This is a genomic window from Streptomyces sp. AC602_WCS936, assembly GCF_019049125.1.
GTDB lineage: Bacteria > Actinomycetota > Actinomycetes > Streptomycetales > Streptomycetaceae > Streptomyces.
In genome coordinates this window covers 23,081-44,229 of sequence record NZ_JAGMUF010000013.1, presented here as the reverse complement: position 1 = coordinate 44,229, position 21,149 = coordinate 23,081, and the positions used below count along the sequence as shown (strand labels likewise).

21 protein-coding genes are annotated in these 21,149 nt (G+C 71.7%); 10 read left to right on the top strand and 11 right to left on the bottom strand.

Annotation, left to right across the window (positions count from 1 at the left end; all coding sequences use genetic code 11):
- Nucleotides 1-172: 172 nt before the first annotated feature.
- The gene (locus tag KUM03_RS38155) at nt 173-3,391 is read right to left on the bottom strand and encodes a LuxR family transcriptional regulator (RefSeq protein WP_254398940.1); all 3,219 of its coding nucleotides are present in this window, start codon (nt 3,389-3,391) and stop codon (nt 173-175) included.
- Nucleotides 3,392-3,558: 167 nt separating this feature from the next.
- Between KUM03_RS38155 and KUM03_RS06665 the strand changes: the two genes are divergently transcribed.
- The 3 genes from KUM03_RS06665 (at nt 3,559) to KUM03_RS06655 (ending at nt 6,102) form a co-directional block, all read left to right on the top strand.
- Nucleotides 3,559-4,278: an indole-3-glycerol-phosphate synthase gene (locus KUM03_RS06665; RefSeq protein ID WP_217246072.1), complete on the top strand. Its 720-nt coding sequence runs from the start codon at nt 3,559-3,561 to the stop codon at nt 4,276-4,278.
- A 39-nt stretch (nt 4,279-4,317) separates the two neighbouring features.
- Nucleotides 4,318-4,743, top strand: coding sequence for a nuclear transport factor 2 family protein (locus tag KUM03_RS06660; protein ID WP_308406268.1), 426 nt, complete (start codon nt 4,318-4,320; stop codon nt 4,741-4,743).
- Between the two features lie 384 nt (nt 4,744-5,127).
- Nucleotides 5,128-6,102, top strand: coding sequence for a hypothetical protein (locus KUM03_RS06655; protein WP_217246070.1), 975 nt, complete (start codon nt 5,128-5,130; stop codon nt 6,100-6,102).
- 45 nt (nt 6,103-6,147) lie between these two features.
- Here KUM03_RS06655 and KUM03_RS06650 read toward each other — a convergent pair whose 3' ends face one another.
- Entirely contained in the window at nt 6,148-6,702 is a 555-nt protein-coding gene (locus tag KUM03_RS06650; protein WP_374225269.1) for a TetR/AcrR family transcriptional regulator, read from the bottom strand.
- A gap of 253 nt (nt 6,703-6,955) precedes the next feature.
- On the opposite strand from KUM03_RS06650, the gene abc-f reads away from it, so the two are divergent.
- Both abc-f and KUM03_RS06640 read left to right on the top strand, forming a co-directional pair.
- Nucleotides 6,956-8,584: a ribosomal protection-like ABC-F family protein gene (abc-f, locus tag KUM03_RS06645; protein WP_217246068.1), complete on the top strand. Its 1,629-nt coding sequence runs from the start codon at nt 6,956-6,958 to the stop codon at nt 8,582-8,584.
- Between the two features lie 14 nt (nt 8,585-8,598).
- A complete protein-coding gene (locus KUM03_RS06640) occupies nt 8,599-8,883 on the top strand; it encodes a DUF5302 domain-containing protein (protein ID WP_217246067.1) in 285 nt (94 codons plus the stop codon).
- A 63-nt stretch (nt 8,884-8,946) separates the two neighbouring features.
- Here the strand turns inward: KUM03_RS06640 and KUM03_RS06635 are convergent, their stop codons facing one another.
- On the bottom strand, nt 8,947-9,333 hold the full coding sequence (locus KUM03_RS06635; protein ID WP_217246066.1) for a fic family toxin-antitoxin system, toxin component: 387 nt from the start codon (nt 9,331-9,333) through the stop codon (nt 8,947-8,949).
- Nucleotides 9,330-9,629, bottom strand: coding sequence for a DUF1778 domain-containing protein (locus KUM03_RS06630; protein ID WP_254398939.1), 300 nt, complete (start codon nt 9,627-9,629; stop codon nt 9,330-9,332). The genes KUM03_RS06635 and KUM03_RS06630 overlap by 4 nt, the downstream gene beginning before the upstream one ends.
- Nucleotides 9,630-9,754: 125 nt before the next feature.
- On the opposite strand from KUM03_RS06630, the gene KUM03_RS06625 reads away from it, so the two are divergent.
- A complete protein-coding gene (locus KUM03_RS06625; protein ID WP_217246065.1) occupies nt 9,755-10,525 on the top strand; it encodes an NAD(P)H-dependent oxidoreductase in 771 nt (256 codons plus the stop codon).
- 83 nt (nt 10,526-10,608) lie between these two features.
- On the opposite strand, the gene KUM03_RS06620 is transcribed toward KUM03_RS06625, so the two are convergent.
- Both KUM03_RS06620 and thpD read right to left on the bottom strand, forming a co-directional pair.
- On the bottom strand, nt 10,609-11,919 hold the full coding sequence (locus tag KUM03_RS06620) for an MFS transporter (protein WP_217246064.1): 1,311 nt from the start codon (nt 11,917-11,919) through the stop codon (nt 10,609-10,611).
- Between the two features lie 189 nt (nt 11,920-12,108).
- Nucleotides 12,109-13,011 carry an ectoine hydroxylase gene (thpD, locus tag KUM03_RS06615; RefSeq protein ID WP_217246063.1) on the bottom strand — a complete coding sequence of 301 codons (903 nt, stop codon included), beginning with the start codon at nt 13,009-13,011 and terminating at the stop codon, nt 12,109-12,111.
- 168 nt (nt 13,012-13,179) lie between these two features.
- Here thpD and KUM03_RS06610 point away from each other — a divergent pair, with 168 nt between their 5' ends.
- Nucleotides 13,180-13,755, top strand: coding sequence for an ABATE domain-containing protein (locus KUM03_RS06610; protein ID WP_217246062.1), 576 nt, complete (start codon nt 13,180-13,182; stop codon nt 13,753-13,755).
- A gap of 137 nt (nt 13,756-13,892) precedes the next feature.
- On the opposite strand, the gene KUM03_RS06605 is transcribed toward KUM03_RS06610, so the two are convergent.
- Nucleotides 13,893-14,828 carry a ScbA/BarX family gamma-butyrolactone biosynthesis protein gene (locus tag KUM03_RS06605; RefSeq protein ID WP_217246061.1) on the bottom strand — a complete coding sequence of 312 codons (936 nt, stop codon included), beginning with the start codon at nt 14,826-14,828 and terminating at the stop codon, nt 13,893-13,895.
- Between the two features lie 291 nt (nt 14,829-15,119).
- Here KUM03_RS06605 and KUM03_RS06600 point away from each other — a divergent pair, with 291 nt between their 5' ends.
- The 3 genes from KUM03_RS06600 to KUM03_RS06590 all read left to right on the top strand — a co-directional run bounded on the left by KUM03_RS06600 (nt 15,120) and on the right by KUM03_RS06590 (nt 17,424).
- On the top strand, nt 15,120-15,722 hold the full coding sequence (locus KUM03_RS06600) for a ScbR family autoregulator-binding transcription factor (protein WP_217246060.1): 603 nt from the start codon (nt 15,120-15,122) through the stop codon (nt 15,720-15,722).
- A gap of 243 nt (nt 15,723-15,965) precedes the next feature.
- On the top strand, nt 15,966-16,667 hold the full coding sequence (locus tag KUM03_RS06595) for an HAD family phosphatase (protein WP_217246059.1): 702 nt from the start codon (nt 15,966-15,968) through the stop codon (nt 16,665-16,667).
- A gap of 1 nt (nt 16,668) precedes the next feature.
- Nucleotides 16,669-17,424 (top strand): SDR family NAD(P)-dependent oxidoreductase, encoded by a 756-nt coding sequence (locus KUM03_RS06590; protein ID WP_217246058.1) that lies wholly within the window; start codon nt 16,669-16,671, stop codon nt 17,422-17,424.
- 100 nt (nt 17,425-17,524) lie between these two features.
- Here KUM03_RS06590 and KUM03_RS06585 read toward each other — a convergent pair whose 3' ends face one another.
- From KUM03_RS06585 to KUM03_RS06570, 4 genes are all read right to left on the bottom strand, one after another.
- Entirely contained in the window at nt 17,525-18,685 is a 1,161-nt protein-coding gene (locus KUM03_RS06585) for an LLM class flavin-dependent oxidoreductase (RefSeq protein ID WP_217246057.1), read from the bottom strand.
- 114 nt (nt 18,686-18,799) lie between these two features.
- Nucleotides 18,800-19,408: an ATP-binding protein gene (locus KUM03_RS06580; RefSeq protein ID WP_217246056.1), complete on the bottom strand. Its 609-nt coding sequence runs from the start codon at nt 19,406-19,408 to the stop codon at nt 18,800-18,802.
- A 105-nt stretch (nt 19,409-19,513) separates the two neighbouring features.
- Nucleotides 19,514-20,218 carry an AAA family ATPase gene (locus KUM03_RS06575; RefSeq protein WP_217246055.1) on the bottom strand — a complete coding sequence of 235 codons (705 nt, stop codon included), beginning with the start codon at nt 20,216-20,218 and terminating at the stop codon, nt 19,514-19,516.
- Between the two features lie 208 nt (nt 20,219-20,426).
- Nucleotides 20,427-21,047, bottom strand: a complete 621-nt coding sequence (locus KUM03_RS06570; protein WP_254398938.1) for a TetR/AcrR family transcriptional regulator — start codon at nt 21,045-21,047, stop codon at nt 20,427-20,429.
- Nucleotides 21,048-21,149: the final 102 nt, after the last annotated feature.

Sequence of the window (21,149 nt, the reverse complement as noted above, 5' to 3'; positions counted from 1 at the left end):
TCTCGCAGCTCTCGCAGCTCTCGCAGCTCTCGCAGCTCTCGCAGCTCTCGCAGCTCTCGCAGCTCTCGCAGCTCTCGCAGCTCTCGCAGCTCTCGCAGTGTCCGCAGTGTCCGCAGTGTCCGCAGTGTCCGCAGCGCCCGCAGCCCCCCGCAGCCCCCCGCCGTCCCCGCCGTCACACCGCGGCGTCCAACGGCCGCGCGCACATCGCGCACCGCCCCCGTTCCTCGGCGCCCGACACGCCCGCCGCCCGAGGACGCGCCGGCCGCCGGGTCTCCACCGACCGCCCGGCCTCCCACGGAGCCCCGCCCCCGCCCTCCGCCACCGGCCGCGTCACCAGCAGCTCGGCCAGATCCGTACGCTGGACGACCCCCAACTTGTGGTAGACGCGGTGCAGATGGTTCTCCACCGTCCGCACCGACACCACCAGCCGGTCGGCGATGTCCCGGTTGGACAGCCCGCCCGCCGCCAGCGCGGCCACCTCCCGCTCCCGCGTGGTCAGCGCCGCCGCGGCGTCGGACCGCCGTTCCCCGGGCACCGCCCACGGGGGCAGCGCACCCCCGTACCGAGCGCACAACTCCTGTGCCGCCGCGCTCGCCAGCCGCCCCTTGCGCCGCCGCCCCGCCGCCCGGTGCACCCGGCCCGCCTGCTCAGCGGCCTCGGCCGCGGCCGGCAACGCCGCCAGCGACCGGAACCCCGCGGCCACCGCCACCAGCGCCTCGGCGTCGCCCCGGGCCAGCGCCCGCACCTGCTCCGCCTGCAACCGCGCCGCCTCGGCCCGGCAGCGCGACGCCAGCCGCTGCGCCCGGGCCGCCATCGGCGCCGCGTCGGCCACCCGGGCCGCCAGATGCAGCGCGGCGACCGCGGTCGGCAGCCGCCCGCCCGCCTCCGCCCGGTCGGCGACCTCCAGCGCCTGCGCCGCCGCCCCCGAACGGTCCCCGGCGTGCGCGAGCACCACCGCACGCTCGAATCCGATCCCGTCGTCCAGCAGGGGACGCCGCACACCCGCCCGCTGCGCGGACCGTGCCTCGGCCAGTGTCCGCAGCGCCTCACCATGCCGCCCGGCCTCCGCCAGGGCCCCGGCCAACTGCGCCAGGACCCACGGCGGCGAGGTCAGCCAGTCGTGCCCCGCCCGTACCGCGCCGGCCTGCCACAACAGCGCCGCCGCGTCCTCCGGACGCCCTCGCCGGCGCAGCAGCCGCGCCTGGTACACCCAGGCCCGCAACTGCCCCAGCCGGCCGGCGTGCGCGGCCCCGCGGACCAGCCGGGCGACCGCCGTCCCCGCCGCCCGCAGGTCGCCCTGCGCCAGCGCGCAGTGCGCCGCCACGGAACGGAAGTCCAGCAGCGCCTCCTCCGGCCACTCCTCGGCGTCCCGGGCCCAGGAGGCCAGCAGGGCCGAGGCACCGCCCGGATCACCGAGTTCCGCATGGGCGAACGCCACCACGGGCAGCAGCCCGGGCACCCCGACCCCCACCGGGCCCGCCCCGCTGACCCCCACATCCCCCGACCCTCCGGACTCCACATCCCCCGACCCTCCGGACTCCACGCCCCCCGGCTTTCCGGGCTCCGTGCCGCCCGGCCCGTCGCCCGCCGGGCCTCCTCCGAACCTCGCGCCCCCCTGCCTTCCGGACCCCACGCCCTCCGGCCCGTCGGCCACCGGGCCCCCACCGGACCCCGCGCTCCCTAGCCCGCTCAACATCGGGCCGCTCCCGGCCTCCGGACCGCCCGCGGCCGAGGGGTCCCCGCCGACCGAGGGGTACCCGCCGGCCACTGAACTCTCCTCAACGCCCGAACTCCCCGTGGCCGGCGCGTTCCCGGCGACCGGCGAACCCCCCTCGACCACGGGGCTCCCGCCGACCCCCAGTACTCCGCCGACCCCCAGCCTCCCGCCTCCCGCCGCCCCCCGGTTCAGCACCGCCCCCCGGTTCAGCACCGTGTCCCCGGTCGTCACCGCCTCCGGGAGCCGGTCGGCCAGCACGGCGAGCACCGCCCGGGTGGCGTGCAGGGACTCGGCGTCCGCACCCCCGAGCCGGCCCTGTTCCCCCTCCAGCACCGCGGCGGCCGCCTCGACGCGCCCGAGTCCGAAGGCGATGTTCGCCACCCTCGCCCCGACGGCCGCGGCGGCCCCCTCGCCGGCCCCGCCCGGGCGCCGCTGTACGGAGGCGAACACCTCCTCCGCCTCCTCGTGGCGGCCCTGCCCGGCCAGCACCTGCCCCAGCAGCAGGGTCACCTCCCCGGCCCCGCCGCCGCCCTCCTCGCCCTCCTCGTCCAGCACCAGCCGGCACAACTGCTCGGCGCGGGCGAATTCCTGTCGCCGTACCGCTGTGCGCGCCGCCTCCAGCAGCAGACGCCGCTCCGGCACGAGCCCCGCCGCGACCCGCAGGGTGACCGTCCGCAGCACCTCGTCCGGGCCGGGCCGGCCACCGTCCTGGATCGCCTCGGCCGCCTGCAGCCGCAGCCGGCGCGCGGTCAGCGCCGGCATCCGCGACACCACCGTCCGGCCCGCCAGCGGCAGCGCCAGCCGCAGCCGTACCCGCCGGCCCGTCTGCTCCACGCGGACGACACCGCGCCGGCTCAGCGCCTCGGCGGCCGACGCCAGACCGCACCGCGCGACTGCGTCGGCCTGCAGCGGCTCGGCGACCGCCAGCATGCCGACCAGTTCCTCCTCCTGCGCGGACAGATCCCGCAGCCACAGCAGCAGTACGTCGGCCAGGCGCCGGGGCGGATCACCCACCAGCCCCGACCAGCTCCACACCTCCCGCTCACGCCGCAACGAGCCGTCGTCCAGGGCGTGTTCGACCAGCTCGCGCAGGAGCAGCGCGTTGCCCCGCGTCGCCGACCACAGCCGCTCCAGCGAGCCGGTGTCCAGCCGTCCGCCGAGCCGGGCCCGCAGCACGGCCGCCGTCGCGGCCCGGTCGAAGGGGACCACCTCGATCCGTTCCACCAGCTGCTCCACCCACAGCCGGTCGACGCCCACCGGATGCCGGGCGTCCTGCCGCACGGTCGCGGCCACCACCAACTGCCCCGCCGCGGCCGTCCGGTACACCCGTTGGGCGTCGGCCTCGTCGAGCAGATGGGCGTCGTCGCAGCCGAGCACCACCCCCTGCCCGTTCCCGGCCGCGTCCCGCAGCCACCCCAGGCACTCCGCGAGGGAGCCGAACGCCCGCACCGCAGCGGCCCCGGGCCCCTGCCGTCCGCCCACCCCGCCGACCGTCACCACCGTGCGCCCCGCCGCCGCGGCCTCCTCCAGCACCGCGGCTAGCAGCCGGGTCCGGCCCACGCCGGAGCCCCCGGTGAGCAGCACCCCGATCCCCGTCCCCAACGCCTCCCGAGCAGAACCGAGTTCACTCTTGCGTCCTGCCAGCAGCCACTGCTGCCCCGTGTCGATCGGCATGTGTCTCCCCGTCCGGTGAACCGGCGTCAACGCGGCACGGGTGGTGGCCGACGGTCACCCCCGCCCCGGACCCTGACTAGGCGACCCGGCTCTCGGCCCGCTCGAGATCGCCTCGACCCCCCCGGGGCTCCACCGGCACACCAACGCCGCGCCGTACAACGGCGGTCATGGACTCCGCATTCGTCGAGGCACTGCTCGGGGCGCGACGCCCGCTGGTGATGGAGATCAAGCCCCGCGACGCCCACGGCGCCGACCTCGTGGCGGGCCGCACCCCCGCCGACCTCGTAGCCGCCTACGAGAAGGCGGGCGCGCCCTGTCTGTCGGTGGTGACCGGCCGCTGGTTCGGCGGAACCCCCGCCCTGCTGGGCGAGGTCGCCCGCCACGCCTCGGTGCCGCTGCTGCAGAAGGACTTCATCACCCGCCGCGACCAACTGGTCAGCGCCCGCGAACTCGGCGCGTCCGCCGTGCTGCTGACCGCGGGCCTGCTGCCCGTGACGGCCCTGCGCACCCTGGTCGACGCCGCGCTGCGCGAGGGCCTGACCCCGTTCGTCGAGATCACCTCCGAGGCGGAGCTCGAACGCGTGCCCCGACCCGGCGACTGCGTGATCGCCGTCAACAACAAGGACATCAAGACCCGGGAACGCGACGCGGCCGACCTCTCCCGCAGCCACGCCCTGCTGCCCGCCCTGCGCGCCGCCGGCACCCCCTGCCCGGTCAGCGCCAGCGGCATCGAGACCCCCTCGGCCGCGGCCGAGCTGCTGGCGGCCGGTTACCGGGGCCTGCTGATCGGCACGGCCCTCCTGCGTTCCGGAAACCTCGATGCCTGGCCCACGGCCCGGCCCCGCCTTTTGGCGAACAGCGGAATCCCGTCTAAGCTGAACCTGTAGTCAAACTTGATGAGTAAGACCGCACCACCGGGAGCCCGCGTGACCCTGCCCCACACCGGCTACACGCCCACCGCCGAGGACCGCGCGAGCCTCGATGCCTGGTTCGAGGAGTACGACGCGCTGTGCACCAAGTGCGACGTCGAACGCATGGCGGACCAGGCCGTCTTCCCGCTCAACCTGATCAGTGACGACTCCGCGGGCAACGGCAGGTCGGCGCAGTGGGACCGTCGCCAGTTCGTCGACACGATGTCCCACGTCATGGGCGACGGCAGCCAGGAGGTCACCTTCCGCAACACCCGCACGCCGGTCTTCCTCTCCCGGTCCATGGCCGTGGTCTTCACCCACTCCGTCGTCACCGCGGGCGACCAGACCTACGAGACCGACTACGCCGACGTACTCGTCCGCAAGGACGGCGCCTGGGCCTTCCAGACGATGATCCAGGGCGGTTGGGGCGACAACCTCTGACCGCCGGGGCCCACCGGCCCCCCTCCTGCTCCGGCAGGGCCGCGATCCCCCCGTCCGCGGCCCTGCCGGACACGTCCGTCCCTAGGTGTGCTGATCGGACAGGTTGGTGACGCGGGGTCTGGCACGCCCATCTGCCGCGTTGTCGTCGGTTGCCAGGGCTCCGCCCTGGCGCCCTCCTCCGCCTTGCAGCTGCACGCTCCCCCACGCTCGGCTTCGCTCGCGCGGGAGGGGCCCCCATCGCCCCCGCTCACCGGCACTGACCAGCACCGTCTCTTCCCTGCGACCTGATCCAAACGACAGCCCCCAGCGCCCGGCCGCACTCACGCTCAAGAACCGCTCGAGGCGAGTGGCCTCCACCGCCCGTACGGCGTTTGACTGGGTGTCATGGCTGGACTCGCGCACTCGCCCTGGCGCTCGGCCCCGTTCAGGTCCCGGCTGCGCGAGGTCGAGGACCTGCTGAACGCCGGGCATCCGGACCGGGCCGCGGCCCACTGCGCGGGTCTTCGGCGCCGCGCCGTCCAGGCCGGCTGTCCCGCCTGGGCCGTCGCGTTCGGCGCACTGCGCGCCGAAGCGCTCCTGCGCCGCGGCGAACTGGCGGCGGCCGAGCACCACGCCACCGTCGCCCTGCGCACCGCCGAGCCCCTGGGCCCGGCCCACCGCCTGCGGCCCGCCGCGGTCCTGGCCGAAACCCTGACGGCCCAGGGCCGCCTCACCGAAGCCACCCACCACCTGCCGGCGACCGACCCGGCCGACCTCGCCCGCCTCCGCCACCGCACCGACGCCCTCGCCCTCCTGCACGCCCGCGGCCGGATCCATCTCGCCGCGGGGCGACACCGGGCGGCGCTCGCCGTGTTCCTGCTCATCGGCCGACGGCTCCGGGACCGGGGCCCCGGCCCGACCCCGGTCGCCTGGCGCACCGGCGCGGCCGAAGCGCTGCTGGCCCTCGGCAGGGCGGCGACCGCGGCCGCCCTGCTGGCCGAGCAGCTGAGTACCGCCTGCCGGGCGGGGCCGCGCGAGCGCGGCATCGCCCTGCGCCTGCGCGCCGCCACCGAGAGCCCCGCCCGCAGGCCGGCGACCCTGGCCCGCGCCGTCACGCTGCTGCGCGCCGCGGGCGACCGGCTGGAACTCGCCCGTGCCTACGCCGACCTCGGCCACGCCGTGGACCTGCGGGGCGACACGGAACTCGCCGCCGCCTTCGACGTACGCGCCCGCCACCTGACCGACACCTGCGGCGCCGCCCCCACCCGCCCGCACCCGAATCCGCCCCGCCGGCTCCCGGGACCGACCGACCGGCCCCCGGCCACCCCCGCGCTCCCCGGCGACACCGCGCCCCTCGCGGACCTCGCCCCCGCACGGTGACCGGTGCGCCCACCCCAGCCCCCCACCGCCAGGACGGCGACGGTCTCAGCCCCCGCCCCCGTCCGCCCCGGTCACGAACACCCCGTCGGCCGCCCCCAGCGCGACACCCCGCGCCACCTGCCGACCCAACCCCGGATCGACCCCGCCGCGCACCAGCACCAGTTGCTGGTACACGGGCGCCGTGGCCGCGACGAGCACCCGGCGCGCACACGTCCCCTCGGGACACTCGCCCCGCCGGACCGCCCGCTCGACGACGACGGCGCACCGCGCGTACCGCTCCTCCCAGAACCGCCGCAGCGCCGCGGCGGCCTCCTGGGAGCGGAACGACGCGGCGATCAGCGAGGCGGTGACCGGCTCGGCGGCGAGGGCGGCCTCCACCTCGGCGTTGACCGCCACCAGGTCCCCTTCGAGCGTCCCGGTGTCCGGCGGCCGCCAGTCGTCACCGCCGGCGGCGTCGAGCACATCGGCGAGCAGCCCGCCCACGTCCCGCCAGCGCCGGTACACCGTCGTGCGGTGCACTCCCGCCCGCTCCGCCACGGCGTCCATCGTCAGCTCGTCGTACCCCCGCTCCACCAGCAGCTCCCGCGCCGCCTCGAGCACCTGCGCCCGGATGCGCGCGGTACGGCCCCCCGGCCGCCGCACCGGGGCCGGGGCCCCCGCCCGCCTCCCGCCGACCGCCCGACCAGCCCCGGGTCCCGCGCCGGAATTTCCGCTTGCTCTCACCGCCGCCACCATGACAGCATCTTAATGCAACTGTTGTCGCAGTAAGGAGTGGACATGCTCTTCCGGGGCGCTCACCCGACCCCGCGGCCCGCCGGGGCCGCCCTTCACACGAACGTCTCGGAGCACCCCCATGCCCACGCAGATCAGCGCCCGCGCCGTCACGAAGTCGTACAACGGCCGTCTTGTCCTCGACTCCGTCACCTGCGCCCTCACCACGGGTGAGCGCACCGGCATCATCGGAGAGAACGGCTCGGGCAAGACCACCCTGCTGCGCCTGTTCGCCCGGGCGGAGCAGCCGGACGCCGGCGAGGTCACCGTCCAGACCGACGGCGGCGTCGGCTACCTCCCGCAGGACGGCCGGCTCCCCGCGCACCACACCGTCCAGCAGGCCGTCGACGACGCCCTGAGCGACCTGCGCGCCATGGAGCGCCGCATGCGCGAACTCGAGGCCGCCATGACCGACGGCGCCGGCGACGACCGGGTCCTCGCCGAGTACGGCGACCTGCTGACCGCCTTCGAACTGCGCGGCGGCTACGAGGCCGACGCCCGGGTCGAACGCGCCCTGCACGGCCTCGGCCTCGGACACCTGCCGCGCGACCGTACCGTCGGCGCCCTCTCCGGCGGCGAGCAGGTCCGCCTGCGCCTGGCCGCACTCCTCGCCGCGTCCCCCGAGGTCCTGCTGCTGGACGAGCCCACCAACCACCTCGACGCCGCCGCCCTGACCTGGCTCGAGGACCACCTGCGCATCCGGCGCGGCACGACCGTCGCGGTCTCCCACGACCGCACCTTCCTGGACCGCGTCGCCACCACCCTGCTGGAGGTCGACGCCGACCGCCGCACCGTCACCCGCTACGGCAACGGCTACACCGGCTACCTCGCCGAGAAGGCCGCGGCCCGGCAGCGCTGGGCACAGGAACACGCCCGCTGGGAGGCGGAGGTGGCCGCCCAGCGGGAAGCGGCCTCCACCACGGCCCGCCGCGTCGCCCCCGGCCGGGCCATGACCGACGGCAACAAGATGGCGTACGACCGTGCCGCCGGCCGCGTCCAGCAGTCCCTGGCCAGCCGGGTCCGCAACGCCGAGGAACGCCTGCGCCGCCTGCTCGCCGACCCCGTGCCCCGACCGCCCGAGCCGCTCCGTTTCACGGCCGCACTGCGGTCGGGCCGGCTCACCGGCACGGCCCTGGACGCCACCGGCGTCGCCGTCACCGGCCGCCTCGCCCCCACCGACCTCACCGTCCGGGCAGGGGACCGCCTCCTGATCACCGGGAGCAACGGCACCGGCAAGAGCACCCTGCTGAGCGTCCTGGCCGGGAGGCTCACCCCCGACGCCGGCGGCGTCACCCGCCGGGGCCGCATCGGCCACCTCCCCCAGGAGCCCGCCCCCGGCCGCCCCGGCGAGACCCTGCTCCACGCCTACGCCCGGGGCCTGCCGGGCCACCCCGAGGAGCACACCGAACGCCTGCTCGCGCTCGGCCTGTTCACCCCCGAACGCCTCACGGCCCGCGTCACCGAACTCTCCACCGGCCAGCGCCAGCGCCTGGCCCTGGCCCGCCTGCTGAGCCGTCCCAGCGACGTCCTGCTGCTGGACGAGCCCACCAACCACCTCTCCCCAGCGCTCATCGAAGACCTGGAACAAGCCCTGGCCGACTACCCCGGCACGCTTCTCCTGGTCTCCCACGACCGCCGCCTGCGCACCCGGTGGCAGGGCGACCACATCGCCCTCCCGCCGCGTGACACCGTCCCGTCCCTGACCAACTGACCAGGAGCCGACACATGACCGACACGCCCACGTCGCAGAACCAGCCGGAGACCCAGCCGGAGAACGAGATGCCGGAGAACGAGAAGCCGGAGAACGAGAAGCCGGAGAACGGCGCGCCCACGAACGAGAAGAAGACGGCCGGGACCGAGACGGACGCCAAGCGGAGGTTCCAGGAGGCCCTGGAACGCAAGGCAGCCGTCAGCCGCTCCCGCCAGGCCCACGAGGACGGCCGCCTCAAGCTCAAGGGCTTCAGCGGGCCCAAGGGCCAGAACCGCACCTTCCGCCGCAAGTCCGGCTGACCGCGGGCCACAGAGAGCGGGCCGCCGGCCGGCCAACAGGCCGTCGGCCCGCCCTCCGGTCGTTCAGGAGCCGTTCCAGGCGCGCAGCCGACGGCCGATCAGGCCGACGCCCAGTGCACCGGTGGCGGCGTCCCGCACCAGGGCGACCGCTTCCTTCGGCGGGTAGTCGAGCGGGCGCCCGTTCAGGGCCAGGTAGGCATCCGTGGTGTGCCAGGCGAAGGCCTCGTTGGAGTGCTCCAGACACGGCAGCCTCGCCAGAGTCTGGAGGAGTGCGGCCGCCTTCAGATACACCGACCCGTAGATGTCGCGTTCCATGGCCCGGGCGTTGACCCGGGCGACCGCCGCGTAGAGCGGTCCGTAGTCGTCCACCTGGGGATCACCGGGCAGCAACTCGGCCGCATGCAGGAGGAAGCCCACATTGAGCGGGTGGAGCGGATCGTTCTGGCTCACGCGGCGTGTCCCCGCTCCTGCCGCTCCTCGAGACCGCGCCGTGCCTCCAGCTCCGCGGACCGCTGCTCCGCGGTGCGACCGGCCGTGCCGGCCTCCTCGGCGAACGCGTCGCCGCTGCGGGACATCGAGGCCCTGAAGGCGTCGAGGAAGCGCTCCTCCACGGCGGTGGCCCGGGCGTAGGCGGCCGAGAGGATGTACTCCTGCAGGCTGACGCCTTCCTGCCGTGCGGCGGCCTCGATCGCGGCCCGCTGGGCCGGGTCGGGGAAGCGGAGGTTCATGGCCTTGGGATGCGACATGGTACCGATGGTACCGCCGATACCAGGCAGTGCTCCGTCCCTCTGTCCGCAGTGGCCAGATTCTTTCACTCTGTGGCCATCTGGTCACTGATGCTGTGCGGGGACGGACGTACATGCTTGGGCACATGAACATCCTCTGGGTCTTCGCTCACCCCGAGCAGCGCTCCCTCAACGGTTCCCTGATGTCCGACGCGCTCGGCGCCCTCGACGAGCTCGGGCACGCGTACCAGGTGTCCGACCTGTACGCGATGAAGTGGAAGGCGGTCGTCGACGCCGACGACTTCGGCGGGAGGCCGCCCGGCGGTGAACGGCTGTTCGTCGGCGACGAGCAGGAACGCGCTTACACGGAAGGTGAGTTGAGCGCCGACATCCGCGCCGAGATCGAGAAGCTGCTCTGGGCGGACGTGGTGGTCCTGCAGTTCCCCTTGTGGTGGTTCGGGCCTCCGGCGATTCTCAAGGGCTGGTTCGACCGGGTCCTGGTGCAGGGTCTCGGGTTCGGTGTGAAGGCGCCGGACGGGCACACCCGCCGGTACGGGGACGGCGGTCTGGCGGGCAAGCGGGCCCTGGTCGTCACGTCGGTGGGCGCCCGGCCCTCCGGGTTCGGGCCGCGCGGGATCCACGGGCACATGGACGAGGTGCTGTTCCCGCTGCTGCACGGCACGTTCTGGTACACGGGGATGGCGCCGCTCAGGCCGTTCGTTGCGTACGGCGCGGACCGGCACGACGCGGCGGACTACGCCCGTACGTCCGCCGCGCTGCGGGAGCGGCTGCGTGCGCTGCCCGATGAGGCACCGCTGCTCTACCGGTCCGAGGCAGGCGGTGAGTACGACGAGGAACTCGTCCTGAAGCCCGACCTCGCGCCGGGCCGCGAGGGCCTGGGTATCCACGAGCGGTGAAGACGCGGGACAAAGACGCGGGACCAACGCGGAGTCCCCGTCAGCAGGCTGACGGGGACTCACTGACGGCCGAGGCCGGCCGTTCACGCCGTGAGGACACCGCGGTTGAAGCGGCAGGTCCAGCCGACGACGGCGACGGCGATCGCCGTGATGACGGACGTCGTCGCGACCGAGCCGGTGGTGGCGAAGATGCCACCGAACCCGGCCACTCCCAGAGCCGCTCCCACCGCGAGGCTGGTCTCCTGGAGAGCCGCCGCGCGTGCGACGTCCTTGGGTGAGACGCTCCCCAGCAGGTAGGAGTCGCCGGCCGCCATCGCGACCCCCACTCCCAGGCCGATCAAGAGGCTGGCCAGCCACAGGCTGACGAAGGCAGCCGTTACGAGGCCGAGAGCGCACGCGGTCAGGCTGACCTGCAGAATCTGCACCGGGGGGAACCGGGACTGCAATTTGTGGAAGGCGTACCCTCCGAACGACACCCACAATGCCAGGACGGAAACCGGCAGGATGGCCAGCAGCGAATCGGCCTCCGCGCTGAAGAGGAAAACCGATCCCGTGTAGCACGCTGAACCGAAGACGAGGGCGAGTGAACAGACGCCCAGTCGGGAGAAGCTCAGCATGCGGACATCGATGAGCGGGTCCCGGGAGCGGAGTTGGCGCATGCAGAACACCGCCAGGATGACACATCCGAGAACAGTCGCCATCAGGCGTACGAGTGCACCGCCGTGACTCTGCAGACCGGCCACGAACAGTCCGAATCCAAGAAATGCCAGGACTGAGGAAGCGACATCGATCTTGGCCGACGCGGCCTGCCCCAGATTGATGCCGCGCAGGAGCAGCAAAGCCAGGAACGCGCACACCAGAGCGACCGCGGCCGGCAACCAGAACAGCAGGGTGTACGCACCGATGTCGACGAACGCCCGGCCGATCAGTGGCCCTGTGCCGGCCCCGAGGCTGTATGTGCAGATCCACAGGGTGTAGCCCAGTGTGCGCTCGGCGGTATTGGGCAGGGCGCCGATGACCGAAGCGACACTGGCGACAATCAAGGCGTAGCCGAAGCCCTGTACGAACCGAGCCGCTGTCCAGGTCTCTGGTGAATTCAGCAGGGCAGGACTGGCGCCCGCGACCGTGAACACGAGAAGTCCTGCGGTCAGTGTGACGCCAGGGCCCGTTCGCGCCCCCAGACGGGACCCCAGGACAACACTCGAGGCGAGTGCGATCGAATATCCGTCAATGAACCAGAGACGCCATGAGTCGGTCAGTACCGGCAGGTCGTAGGAGACGGAATTGAACAGCGTGGAGTCCACGCCGCCCAGAAACATCGGTATGAGGAGCAGAGGGAAGAGAACCTTTTTGGACACAGTAGGCCGTACTGGAAGAAGAATGGCCTTGGACATAGCAGCCTCGTCTCAGTAGGCATGTATCCGTGCTGGGTTCATGTGGAACCGCCTAAGACGGTTCTAGCACGCCGTCGGGGAGGTCGCAACCGGCTGAGGTGGTTCCAGGCCAGACGCTCGTGCAGGTGTCACCGAGCCGCGGGCGGGCCAGGGCCGGCCGGGCCCGGCCAGCCCGCGTCGGCCGGCCGGCTAGTTGGCCGAAGGGTGCGGAAACTCGCGGTTGCTCAGGTGCTGCGGTCGCGGCTTGGGCGCGGAGAACGGAGCCTCCAGCGTGTTCTCCACGCTGTTGTACACAATGAAGATGTTGGAGCGCGCGAAGGGCGAGAGGTTGCCGTTGGAGCCGTGCAGCAGGTTCGAGTCGAACATCACCGCAGATCCGGCCGGACCGGTGATCTGCTCGATTCCATGCTCGTCGGCCATGCGCGTCAGGTGCTGCCGGTCCGGTGATCCAACGGTGGGACTGGCCACGCGGAGCGACTCCTTGTGGTAGTCCAGCGGCGTCGCGCCGATCGTGGGAATGAACTGCTTGTGGGTGCCGGGCATGACCATGAGCGGACCGTTGAACGGGTGATTCTCGGTCAGCGCGATCGAGACGCTGAACGCACGCGGCCGGGACATGCCGTCTTCGGAATGCCAGGTCTCGAAATCAGAGTGCCAGTGGAACGGAGCACCGCCGAAACCAGGCTTGTAGTTCACTCGGCTCTGGTGGATGTACACCTCGGAGTCGAGGACCTGTCGGGCGATGTCGGTGAGCCTGGAGGACTGAAGCAGTTCCGCGAAGAGTTCGCTGACCTTCTCGACCTCGAAAACCGACCGCACCTGGTCGGAATCCGGCTCCAGAATCACGCGCTCACTGGCGCGCAGCACCGGATCCTCGCCCAGTCGCTGCAGTTCGGCGCGGTACTGCTCCACTTCGTGCTGCGACAGCAGGTTGTCGAGGACCAGGTAGCCACCGGACTCGTACTGATCCAACTGCCCCGTGCCGAGCGGGCCCGGAGCCCGTCCCCACACAGTGGGATCGGTCCGCGGCTGAGGGACGGACTCACCGATGACCCGGGTCGGATACAGGTCGGGGCGCACAGTGGTACTCATACAAAGGTGTCCTTTGCGGTGTGGTGGGGGTTTGTGATCTCGATTCTGTGAGATCCCCCGCGGTGAAGGAAGAAGCGACGGGTGGACTGAATCGGCCCTGACCCCTTCAGGCCCGTGGCCGGACCGAGATCCCTTGCGTCGCCAAGGGGAACCATCTATGGTGGTTCTATGTCCGTTGTGCATGTTCCGGAGTTCCGTCTCGGCAAGGTGCTGGCGACCAGCTTCACGGCGACCCTGACGGAGCGTTGCGGCGAGCCGGTGGAGCGCATTCCTGTGCCGTCCCGGCTCGTGGACTGGCTGGCGGTCAACGGGCTCGTGGTCGACTCCTGCACGGAGTCCCAGCTCGCCCACGCGCGAGAGCTGCGGGAAGCGATCCACGTGGCTGCCACCGCCGTGGCGAACCAGGAACCGCTTCCGGCCCCGGCCGTCAAGATCATCAATGATTGCAGTGCGCGAGGTCAGGCCTCGACGGTCCTGACGCCCGAGGGCGGCTGGGAGTGGCGGCTGGGCTCTTCCTCCGTGGAAGACGCGCTCAGCGTGATCGCCGCCGACGCGATCAGTGTCATCGCGGGGGAGCGGCGTGGAAAGATCGCCTTGTGTGCGTCACCGACGTGCCGGGCCGCGTTCTTCGACACCAGCCGGGGCGCCACTCGCAGATGGTGCGAGATGAACACGTGCGGGAACCGCGAGAAGAAGGAACGCTTCCTCGCCAACCAGCGCCAACGCTCCGGTTCGGCCGGCTGACGGGCTGACCACCAGGACACGCGACCCCACCGACGTTTCCCGCACCCGACGTCGGCCTTCGCCGCCTGCAAGCGGGCGGTGGAGGCCGACGTCACGCGGGGGGAGGGGGCGAGCCGTTCGCCGGCGGTGGGCGCGGCCTAGACGTCGGCGGTGGTCACGTCGGCGGTGAACACCGGCCGGTTGTCCTGGGTGAGCGTGACCCGAGTCGTCCGGTTCCGCTCCGCACCGCCGGGCGCTGTCGGCAGCGGTGTCGCGCTGACCAGGCACGGTACGTCGAACTCGGCGTAGCGAATGAACCTCGTGGTCATACCGGTCACGGTGGCCGTCTGCGGGCACCTCGCCAGTGCCGCCTGCCGGGCCGCCTCGAGCAGCAGCATGCCGGGGGCGTGGTCGACCGGGTGATCGAAGAGGACGGGGTGGCTGAGGTCGGCACGCAGTAACCAGTGGTACGGAGGGTGCCCCGGAGCCTGCGCCAGCACCACGTCGCTGTCGTGGCGCCGGCCGACCAGCGCCGGGGAGATCGGACGGCCCGGCGCCAGCGCGCTCGCGTGGGCCTTCGCCACGTCGCCGTTGGCGCCCCGAAGGCGCTGATAGACCACCGGAGACTGGTTGTTGAACTTGGTGCGGACGGTCGCCGCGGTCAGGCCGTGCCAGGACGCCCGTACACCCATCGTCATGCCGCCGACTCGCGCTCCGCGGCGCATGACGTCCGAGCACCTGATGTCCAGCCGTATCTCTGGATCAGCATCGGCATCGGCCTCGCCGAGCATCGAGGGCTCCACGGCGAAGTGCAGATTCTCCCAGGCCTGCCGGAAGCCGAAGGGAGTGTCGTAGGCGGAGTGGCAGAGCAGCGGTATCGACTGGCGCACGCACTCGATGAGCATGAGGGCGTCGCGCCGACCGTGCGTCTTCGTGTAGAAGCGGTGCTGCGCGGGCCAGCGTGCCGAGACGCTGAAGTGATCGGCATCGATGTGCCGCCAGTCGGTGAGCAGAACCTCGTTCGCATCCAGCTTGTGCACCTCGGCCGCGGACACCGGCCGATCATTGATCAACGTTGCCGACGTGGTGGGCATGCTGACTCCCCTCCCGGGGGTGCGGGAACGAACATCGGACTGAGGAGGCCCGTGGACTCGGTGGACCGCCCCGCTCGCCACAACATAGAGAGTGTTCGGTTTCTTAGGAAGTAGGAACGCGCTATTCCTCTGCTTGAATCGCGCTTGAGCCGTGGCTCAGACAACGAAGCCTTCAGGGAAGTGCGAGGTGAAGCGGGGCTTGCTGCGGCATGTCGGCGGACGTAACATAGGAAGCGTTACGTTTGGTGGAAAGTGAGATACGCCGTGGCAGAGCCGAAACAAGAACGCGCGATGCAGACCCGCAAGGCGCTCCTGCGGGCGGCGGCCGAGGCCTTCGACGAGTACGGGTACGCGGGCGCCAGCGTCAGCCTGATCCTCAAGCGGGCCGGACTGACCACGGGTGCGCTCTACTTCCACTTCGACTCGAAGGAAGACCTGGCGCACGCGGTCATGAACGCGCAGCCCGACCTGGTCGTCCCTCAGCTTCGGTCTCGCGGACTCCAGCGCTTGGTCGACATCACGCTCCTGTGGTCCCACATGCTTCAGGTCGATCCGCTCCTGAGGGCCGCGGTGCGCTTGACGGGTGAGCAGTCGTCCATGGGAACCCGGGACGCCACGCCGTATCAGTCCTGGGCCAAGGTGATGTCGGAATGCCTGCGTGACGCCCAGGAGGCCGGCGAACTGCAGGCCGGTGTCTCCCCGGACGAACTGGGCGAGTTCGTCACCGAGGCGTGCACCGGTATGCAGATGTTCTCCACCGTGGCCACGGGCCGCGACGACCTCAGCGAGCGCACCATGCGCATGTGGCGTCTGCTGCTCCCCGGCATCGCGGTCCCCGCGATCGTCGCCCGGACCGAGGTCAGCCACCAGCGTCTGAAGGTCCTGATCGGCTGACGCGCGGCAAGCAGCGCGAAGTGACCCTGCCCGGCCCTTCGCCGATCTGGTCCTGCCCGCTCCCCATGAGCTGGACATGCCCAGTTCTGACTCGATAGCATAAAGAACGTTCTGATTGTTAGTGAGCGCGGCCGCTGCCGATCGCCGACGCTCTCGGGGGGAGATCACACGCCGGCGTACCTCGGTGTGCGCACGCCCCGGGACGGAGACCGGCGTGCCCGATCCCCGACGGGAGAGTCACAGATGACGAACGTGCAGGGTTTTGCCCGACTGCGGTTGGTGGCGCTGAACATCGACGGTGTGCTGCTCAACGACACCTTCAGCCCCGTCATCCACAGGTACCTCACCACGCGTGGCGCCGCCTACACCGCCGACGTCGAGCGGACCGTCTTCTCCCAGCCGCAGAAGATCGCGGGGGAGCGCATGGCCGATGTCCTCGGTGACGGACGCAGCGGCCCGCAGGCACTGGCCGAGTACTTCGAGGAACGCGACGCCTACCTGAAGGAACACCCCGTCACGGTCCAGCCCGGAGCCGTCGAACTGCTCACGCGGCTGCGCGGACTGGGCCTGCGCACCGTCTGCTACGGAGGCCTGGCCAAGGACCACTTCGACAGGTTCCTCGGCGCTCACGCGGCCCTGTTCGACGACCCGGGCTATGTGTGCACGGACGCCGTCCGCCCCGGCCTGCGGGAGATCACGGACCTGTTCTCCCTGCGCCACGGCCAGGTCCTGTTCGTCGACGACGTCGCTCGAGTGGCCGAGGCCGCGCGGAACGACGGCCTGCCCTTCATCGGCTTCCCCACCCCGTTCGAGCACAGCTTCCAGGCCCACCTCATGAAGGAGGCCGGAGTCCGTCACCGGATCCACTCCCTGGACGACATCACCGAGGAACTGCTGCTGGCCGTCGACGACGAGACCGCCGCCGGCACCCTGTGGGAGGCCTGACATGCTCCACGGCAAGGTGGCGATGATCACCGGAGCGTCCAGCGGCATCGGTGCGGCCGCGGCCCAGCTGTTCGCCGCCGAGGGAGCCTCCGTCGTCCTCGTGGCCCGGCGCGAGGACCGACTGGAGGAGCTGGCACGACGGATCCGCAAGGACGGGGGGCGTGCCCTGCCCGTCGTCGCGGACGTGTGCCGCCCCGACGACGTGGAGCGGGCCGTGGACCGCGCCGTCGACGCCTTCGGCAGTCTCCACGCCGCCTTCAACAACGCCGGGTTCGCCACCGCGGGAACCCGGCTTCACGAGATCGACGCCGACACCTACCAGCGCACCATGGACGTGAACGTCCGGGGCGTGTGGAACTGCCTCGCGCGGCAGATACCGGTGATGCTGGCGTGCGGGGGCGGCGCCGTGGTCAACACCTCCAGCGTCGCCGGAGTCGCGGCGACCGGTGCCTCCGCGGCGTACGTCGCCGCCAAACACGCGGTCATCGGCATGACGAAGGCCGCCGCCGCGGACTACGGACGACAGGGAATCCGGTGCAACGCCCTGGTCGTCGGAGCCACCAGGAGCGAGATGATGCAACAGGTCATCGCCGCGCACCCGGAGCTCGAAGAGGACTTCATGGCCGAGTCGGTGCAACGGCGCATGGCGGACCCGGCCGAGGTCGCCCAGGCCGCCGCCTGGCTCTGCAGCGACCGGTCCTCGTTCGTCACGGGCGCGGCCGTACCGGTGGACGGAGGCGCCACGGCGACGTCCTGACGCGGCGTGCGCGACCGGAGGAACGCGCGGTGCCGGCCCCCGGCCACTCTCGTCCGGGAGCCGGCACCGCGGGCCGCCCCACGCGTGCGCCACGCGTGCGCTACGAGTGCACGGACCTGCTCTCCCGCTCGGCACGCTCGCGCCGGGCCTGCGTGTGCGGAAAGACGTGCCGGTTGTCCACACTCCACTGGATCGACTCGTCACCACGGGCCGTGGACCCGGAGAAGCGCGGCGCGACCTGCTCCGCGAGCAGCTCGTAGCTCCGCTTCGTCTTCTCGAAAGAGGCCCAGTTCATGGCGTAGACGAGGAAGGTGCCGAACCCGCCCGTCTCGTCCTGGAGCCGCTGGATGGCGTCGGCCGCGTCCTCGACGGACCCGACGATCGCCAGGCCCTGCTCGACGCCGGCCTCCAGCTCCTGGGAGGACTTGACGCCCTCCATGCTCGAGGCCACGTCGAATCCCGCGGCCTTGCCCCAGTAGTCCCACAGCCACTGCGAGAAACCCTCACGGGCGTCGCGGTACGCCTCCTCGCGGGTCTCGGCGATGTACAGCGGCGCCACGACGCGCCACTTGGCACGGTCCATCGTGTTGCCGTGCTCCTCGGCCGACTCCTCCGCGTAACGCCACTGCTGCGCCAGGTCCACGGCCGGTGCCCCGGGCGGGGGAGCGCCCCAGGAGACCAGGCTCAGACCGAACTGGCCCGCGACCTTGGGGCTGTTGGCCGACCCGACGCTGGAAATGGCCATCTCGATGCCCGGCTTGCTGTAGCGGGGGAGCTGCATCTTGGCGTCCTGCAGCACGAACCAGTCGCTCTTCGCGCTGACCCGCTCCTCGCCGTTGACGAGCTCGCGCACCGCCGGGATCGCCTCACTGGCCATGCGCTTGAGCTCGTTCTGGTCGACCCCGAACTGGTGGGCGTCGTTGGGCGTGGCGCCCGGGCCCACACCGAGGATGTAGCGACCGCGAGAGAGGTGGTCGAGCATGACGGCCCGGCTTGCGACGTTGTACGGGTGGTGGAAGGGCAGCGGGACGACACCGTTCGCCAGCTTGATCTGGCGGGTCCGCTCCGCGGCGGCGGCGATGAAGGTCTCCGGCGCACCGATCGTCGGCCAGGCCAGGGAGTGGTGCTCGCCGACCCAGCACTCGTCGTAGTTCAACTCGTCGAGGTGCTCCACCAGTTGCAGGTCGCGGCGGACGGTCAGGTGCGGGTCCTGGCCGGGCGCGTGCAGCGGTGAGAGGAACGCTCCGATTCCGGTGTGCAAGGTGTCTCCTCGGCTTGGCGGGGGCGAAAGGGGATGACGGCGGTCGGGTGCCGGAGCCGGGCAGCGGCTCGCGCCTGCTGCCCGGCCGGGCGAGGGCCGGACGGGCCCTGAGTGTCAGGCGGTGGAGTCGGACACGCCCGGAATGCTCAGGATCTGGTTCAGACGCTCCTCGAAGCTCCCGGTGACGACGTGCACCGGGATGTCGAGCGTCTTGAGGATGTCGAGCATGAGCTCGTCGGACAGCGTCCGGAAACTCTCGCTGATCGGGTCGTGGCCCTCGGGCAGCGGGAACTCGACGGGACAGTGGACGAACACGTCGTATCCGGTGCGGGCGTGCTCCTTCGCCAGCAGGCCCAGCTGGTCCACGACCTCTTCGAAGAGCCGCGTGCGGGGCTCGCGCACCGCGGCGTCCAGGGTGTCCGTCGGCTCCGGGTACCGGCCGACGGCCAGGCGGACCTTGCTGTACACCCACTCGTGCAGCACGGAGCCGTCCGACAGGAAGCCCTCGGGATGTGCGGCCTCCTCGACGGCCCGCTCGGTGAAGCGGCGCACGGCGAGCTGGATCAGCTCGGGCTCACTGGTCTCCTCCAGCGCCTTGGGCGTGCCGCCGGCCGGGTCGCGCATGGCGCTGCCGTGGGTGCGCTCGAGGCCGAGCTTCCTGGACAGTTCGGTGGTGAGGCTCGTCTTTCCGTTGCCGTACGCGCCGACGAAGGCGATGCGCATGCGTACCTCTCAAAGTCGCTGGTGAGTGCAGGCGCGGTGCCTGCCTGAATGGAATGCCAGTGGTGGTGGGGGGAGGAGGGGGGAAGCGGGCGGACGTCGGAACGGTCAGGCGGCGGCGTCAGCCATCCGCTCCAGCTCGTTGCGGGTGTCGAGCTGCGCGTACTCCTCCTCGGCGCGGGCGATGGCCTGCTCGATGGTCATCACCTGGGGGAAGTCGAAGATCTCGACGATCCGGGCCAGCCGCTGGGGAATCGTGCCGCCGACGATGTGCACCGGAATCTCCAGCTCCTCCAGGGTGTCCAGGAGCAGCTGCTCGGCGAGCTGGCGGAAGCGCTCGTTCACCGGGCGGTGACCGTCCTCGACGATCGGGAACTCGATGGGCAGGTGGACGAAGGCGTCGTAGTTCTTCTTGGTGTGCTGCTTCGCCGGTATCGCGATCTGCTTCATGACCTCGGCGTAGAACCGGACCTCGTCGGTCATCTCGACGTTGTCGAGGTCGACGGAGTCGTTCGGGTTGATGCCGACCTTGACCCGGACATTGGCGTACGACCACTCGTGCAGGGCGGAACCGTCGGAGATGTAGCCGCCCGGCAGGTGGCTCTCGGCGACCGCCCGCCCCTGGATGCGCCGGGTGATCAGCATGATCAGCTCGGCGCCGTTGCACTCCTCGAGCGTCTTCCCCGGGAGGGAGATGGGGAGCAGCTCGCGCATGGTCGGGGCCGCGGTGCGCGGGATCCCGGTCAGGTGGGCGATCGCCATGCTGGTGATCGTCTTGCCGACGGAGTAGGTGCCGGAGATGGACAGGTTCACTGAGGCTCCCGGTGGAGTCGTGAGGGGCGAGACGAGGAAAGTGGGGCCGGACGTGGCCAGGCGGACGGCTCTCGCTGCCCCACGTGAGAAGCATGGCAACGGCCCTCGGGGGTGCCCAGACTCCGCATTCAACAGTGTTGGCGGGCCAGTCGTCGCGCACACCATTGCCGACACCAACAGGACGCCCCGCCCCGCTGTCGCGCGTCGCCTACGTGCCGGGGGAGAACGTCGAGTGACGGCCGGCCAGGCCGGCGAGGACCAGATCCCATACGTCGGCCAGCGCGTCCACGGGCGCCGTGGAGCAGTCCGGCAGAACGGACTCCTCCAGACCGGAGACGAGATGGCGGGTCAGCGTCACGACGGTGTCCGAGGACACGCCCGGTGCGAACTCGTGGCCGTCGCGGGCCTGGTCGATCAGCCGGCGTACGCAGGGCAGCCAACTGTCCCGCCAGTCCTCCGGCCCCATGGTGCGCTCGCGGGACAGGCGCGCGGACGCACGGACCGTGGCCTCACTCGCCAGAAGCTCCCCCAGGGTCAGCGTGATCCGCACGATGCGCGGCAACGCGGGTTCGGAGCCCTCGGGCCGTGTCGGTGCCGCGACGCGGGACACGGCCTCCCTGGTACGGGCTGAGCCGTCGGCGAGGATCGCGTGCGCGAGGTCCCGCTTGGTCGGGAAGTGGAACGTCAGAGCGCCCATGGTCACGCCGGCCGCCTTGCAGATGCGCTGCAGTGACGAACCGTCGTAGCCGAACGCTGCGATCTCCGTGGCTGCGGCCTGGAGCAGGCGCCTTCGCGTGTGCTCGGCTCGTTGCTGGCTCGCCATCATCATCTGTCTCCCTAGGGCCGGGCACCGACCTCTTAAAAAACCAATCGCTCTCTATAATTATCGACGGTCGTGTAGAGGTGGCAAGCAGGCGCAAGCATGATCAAA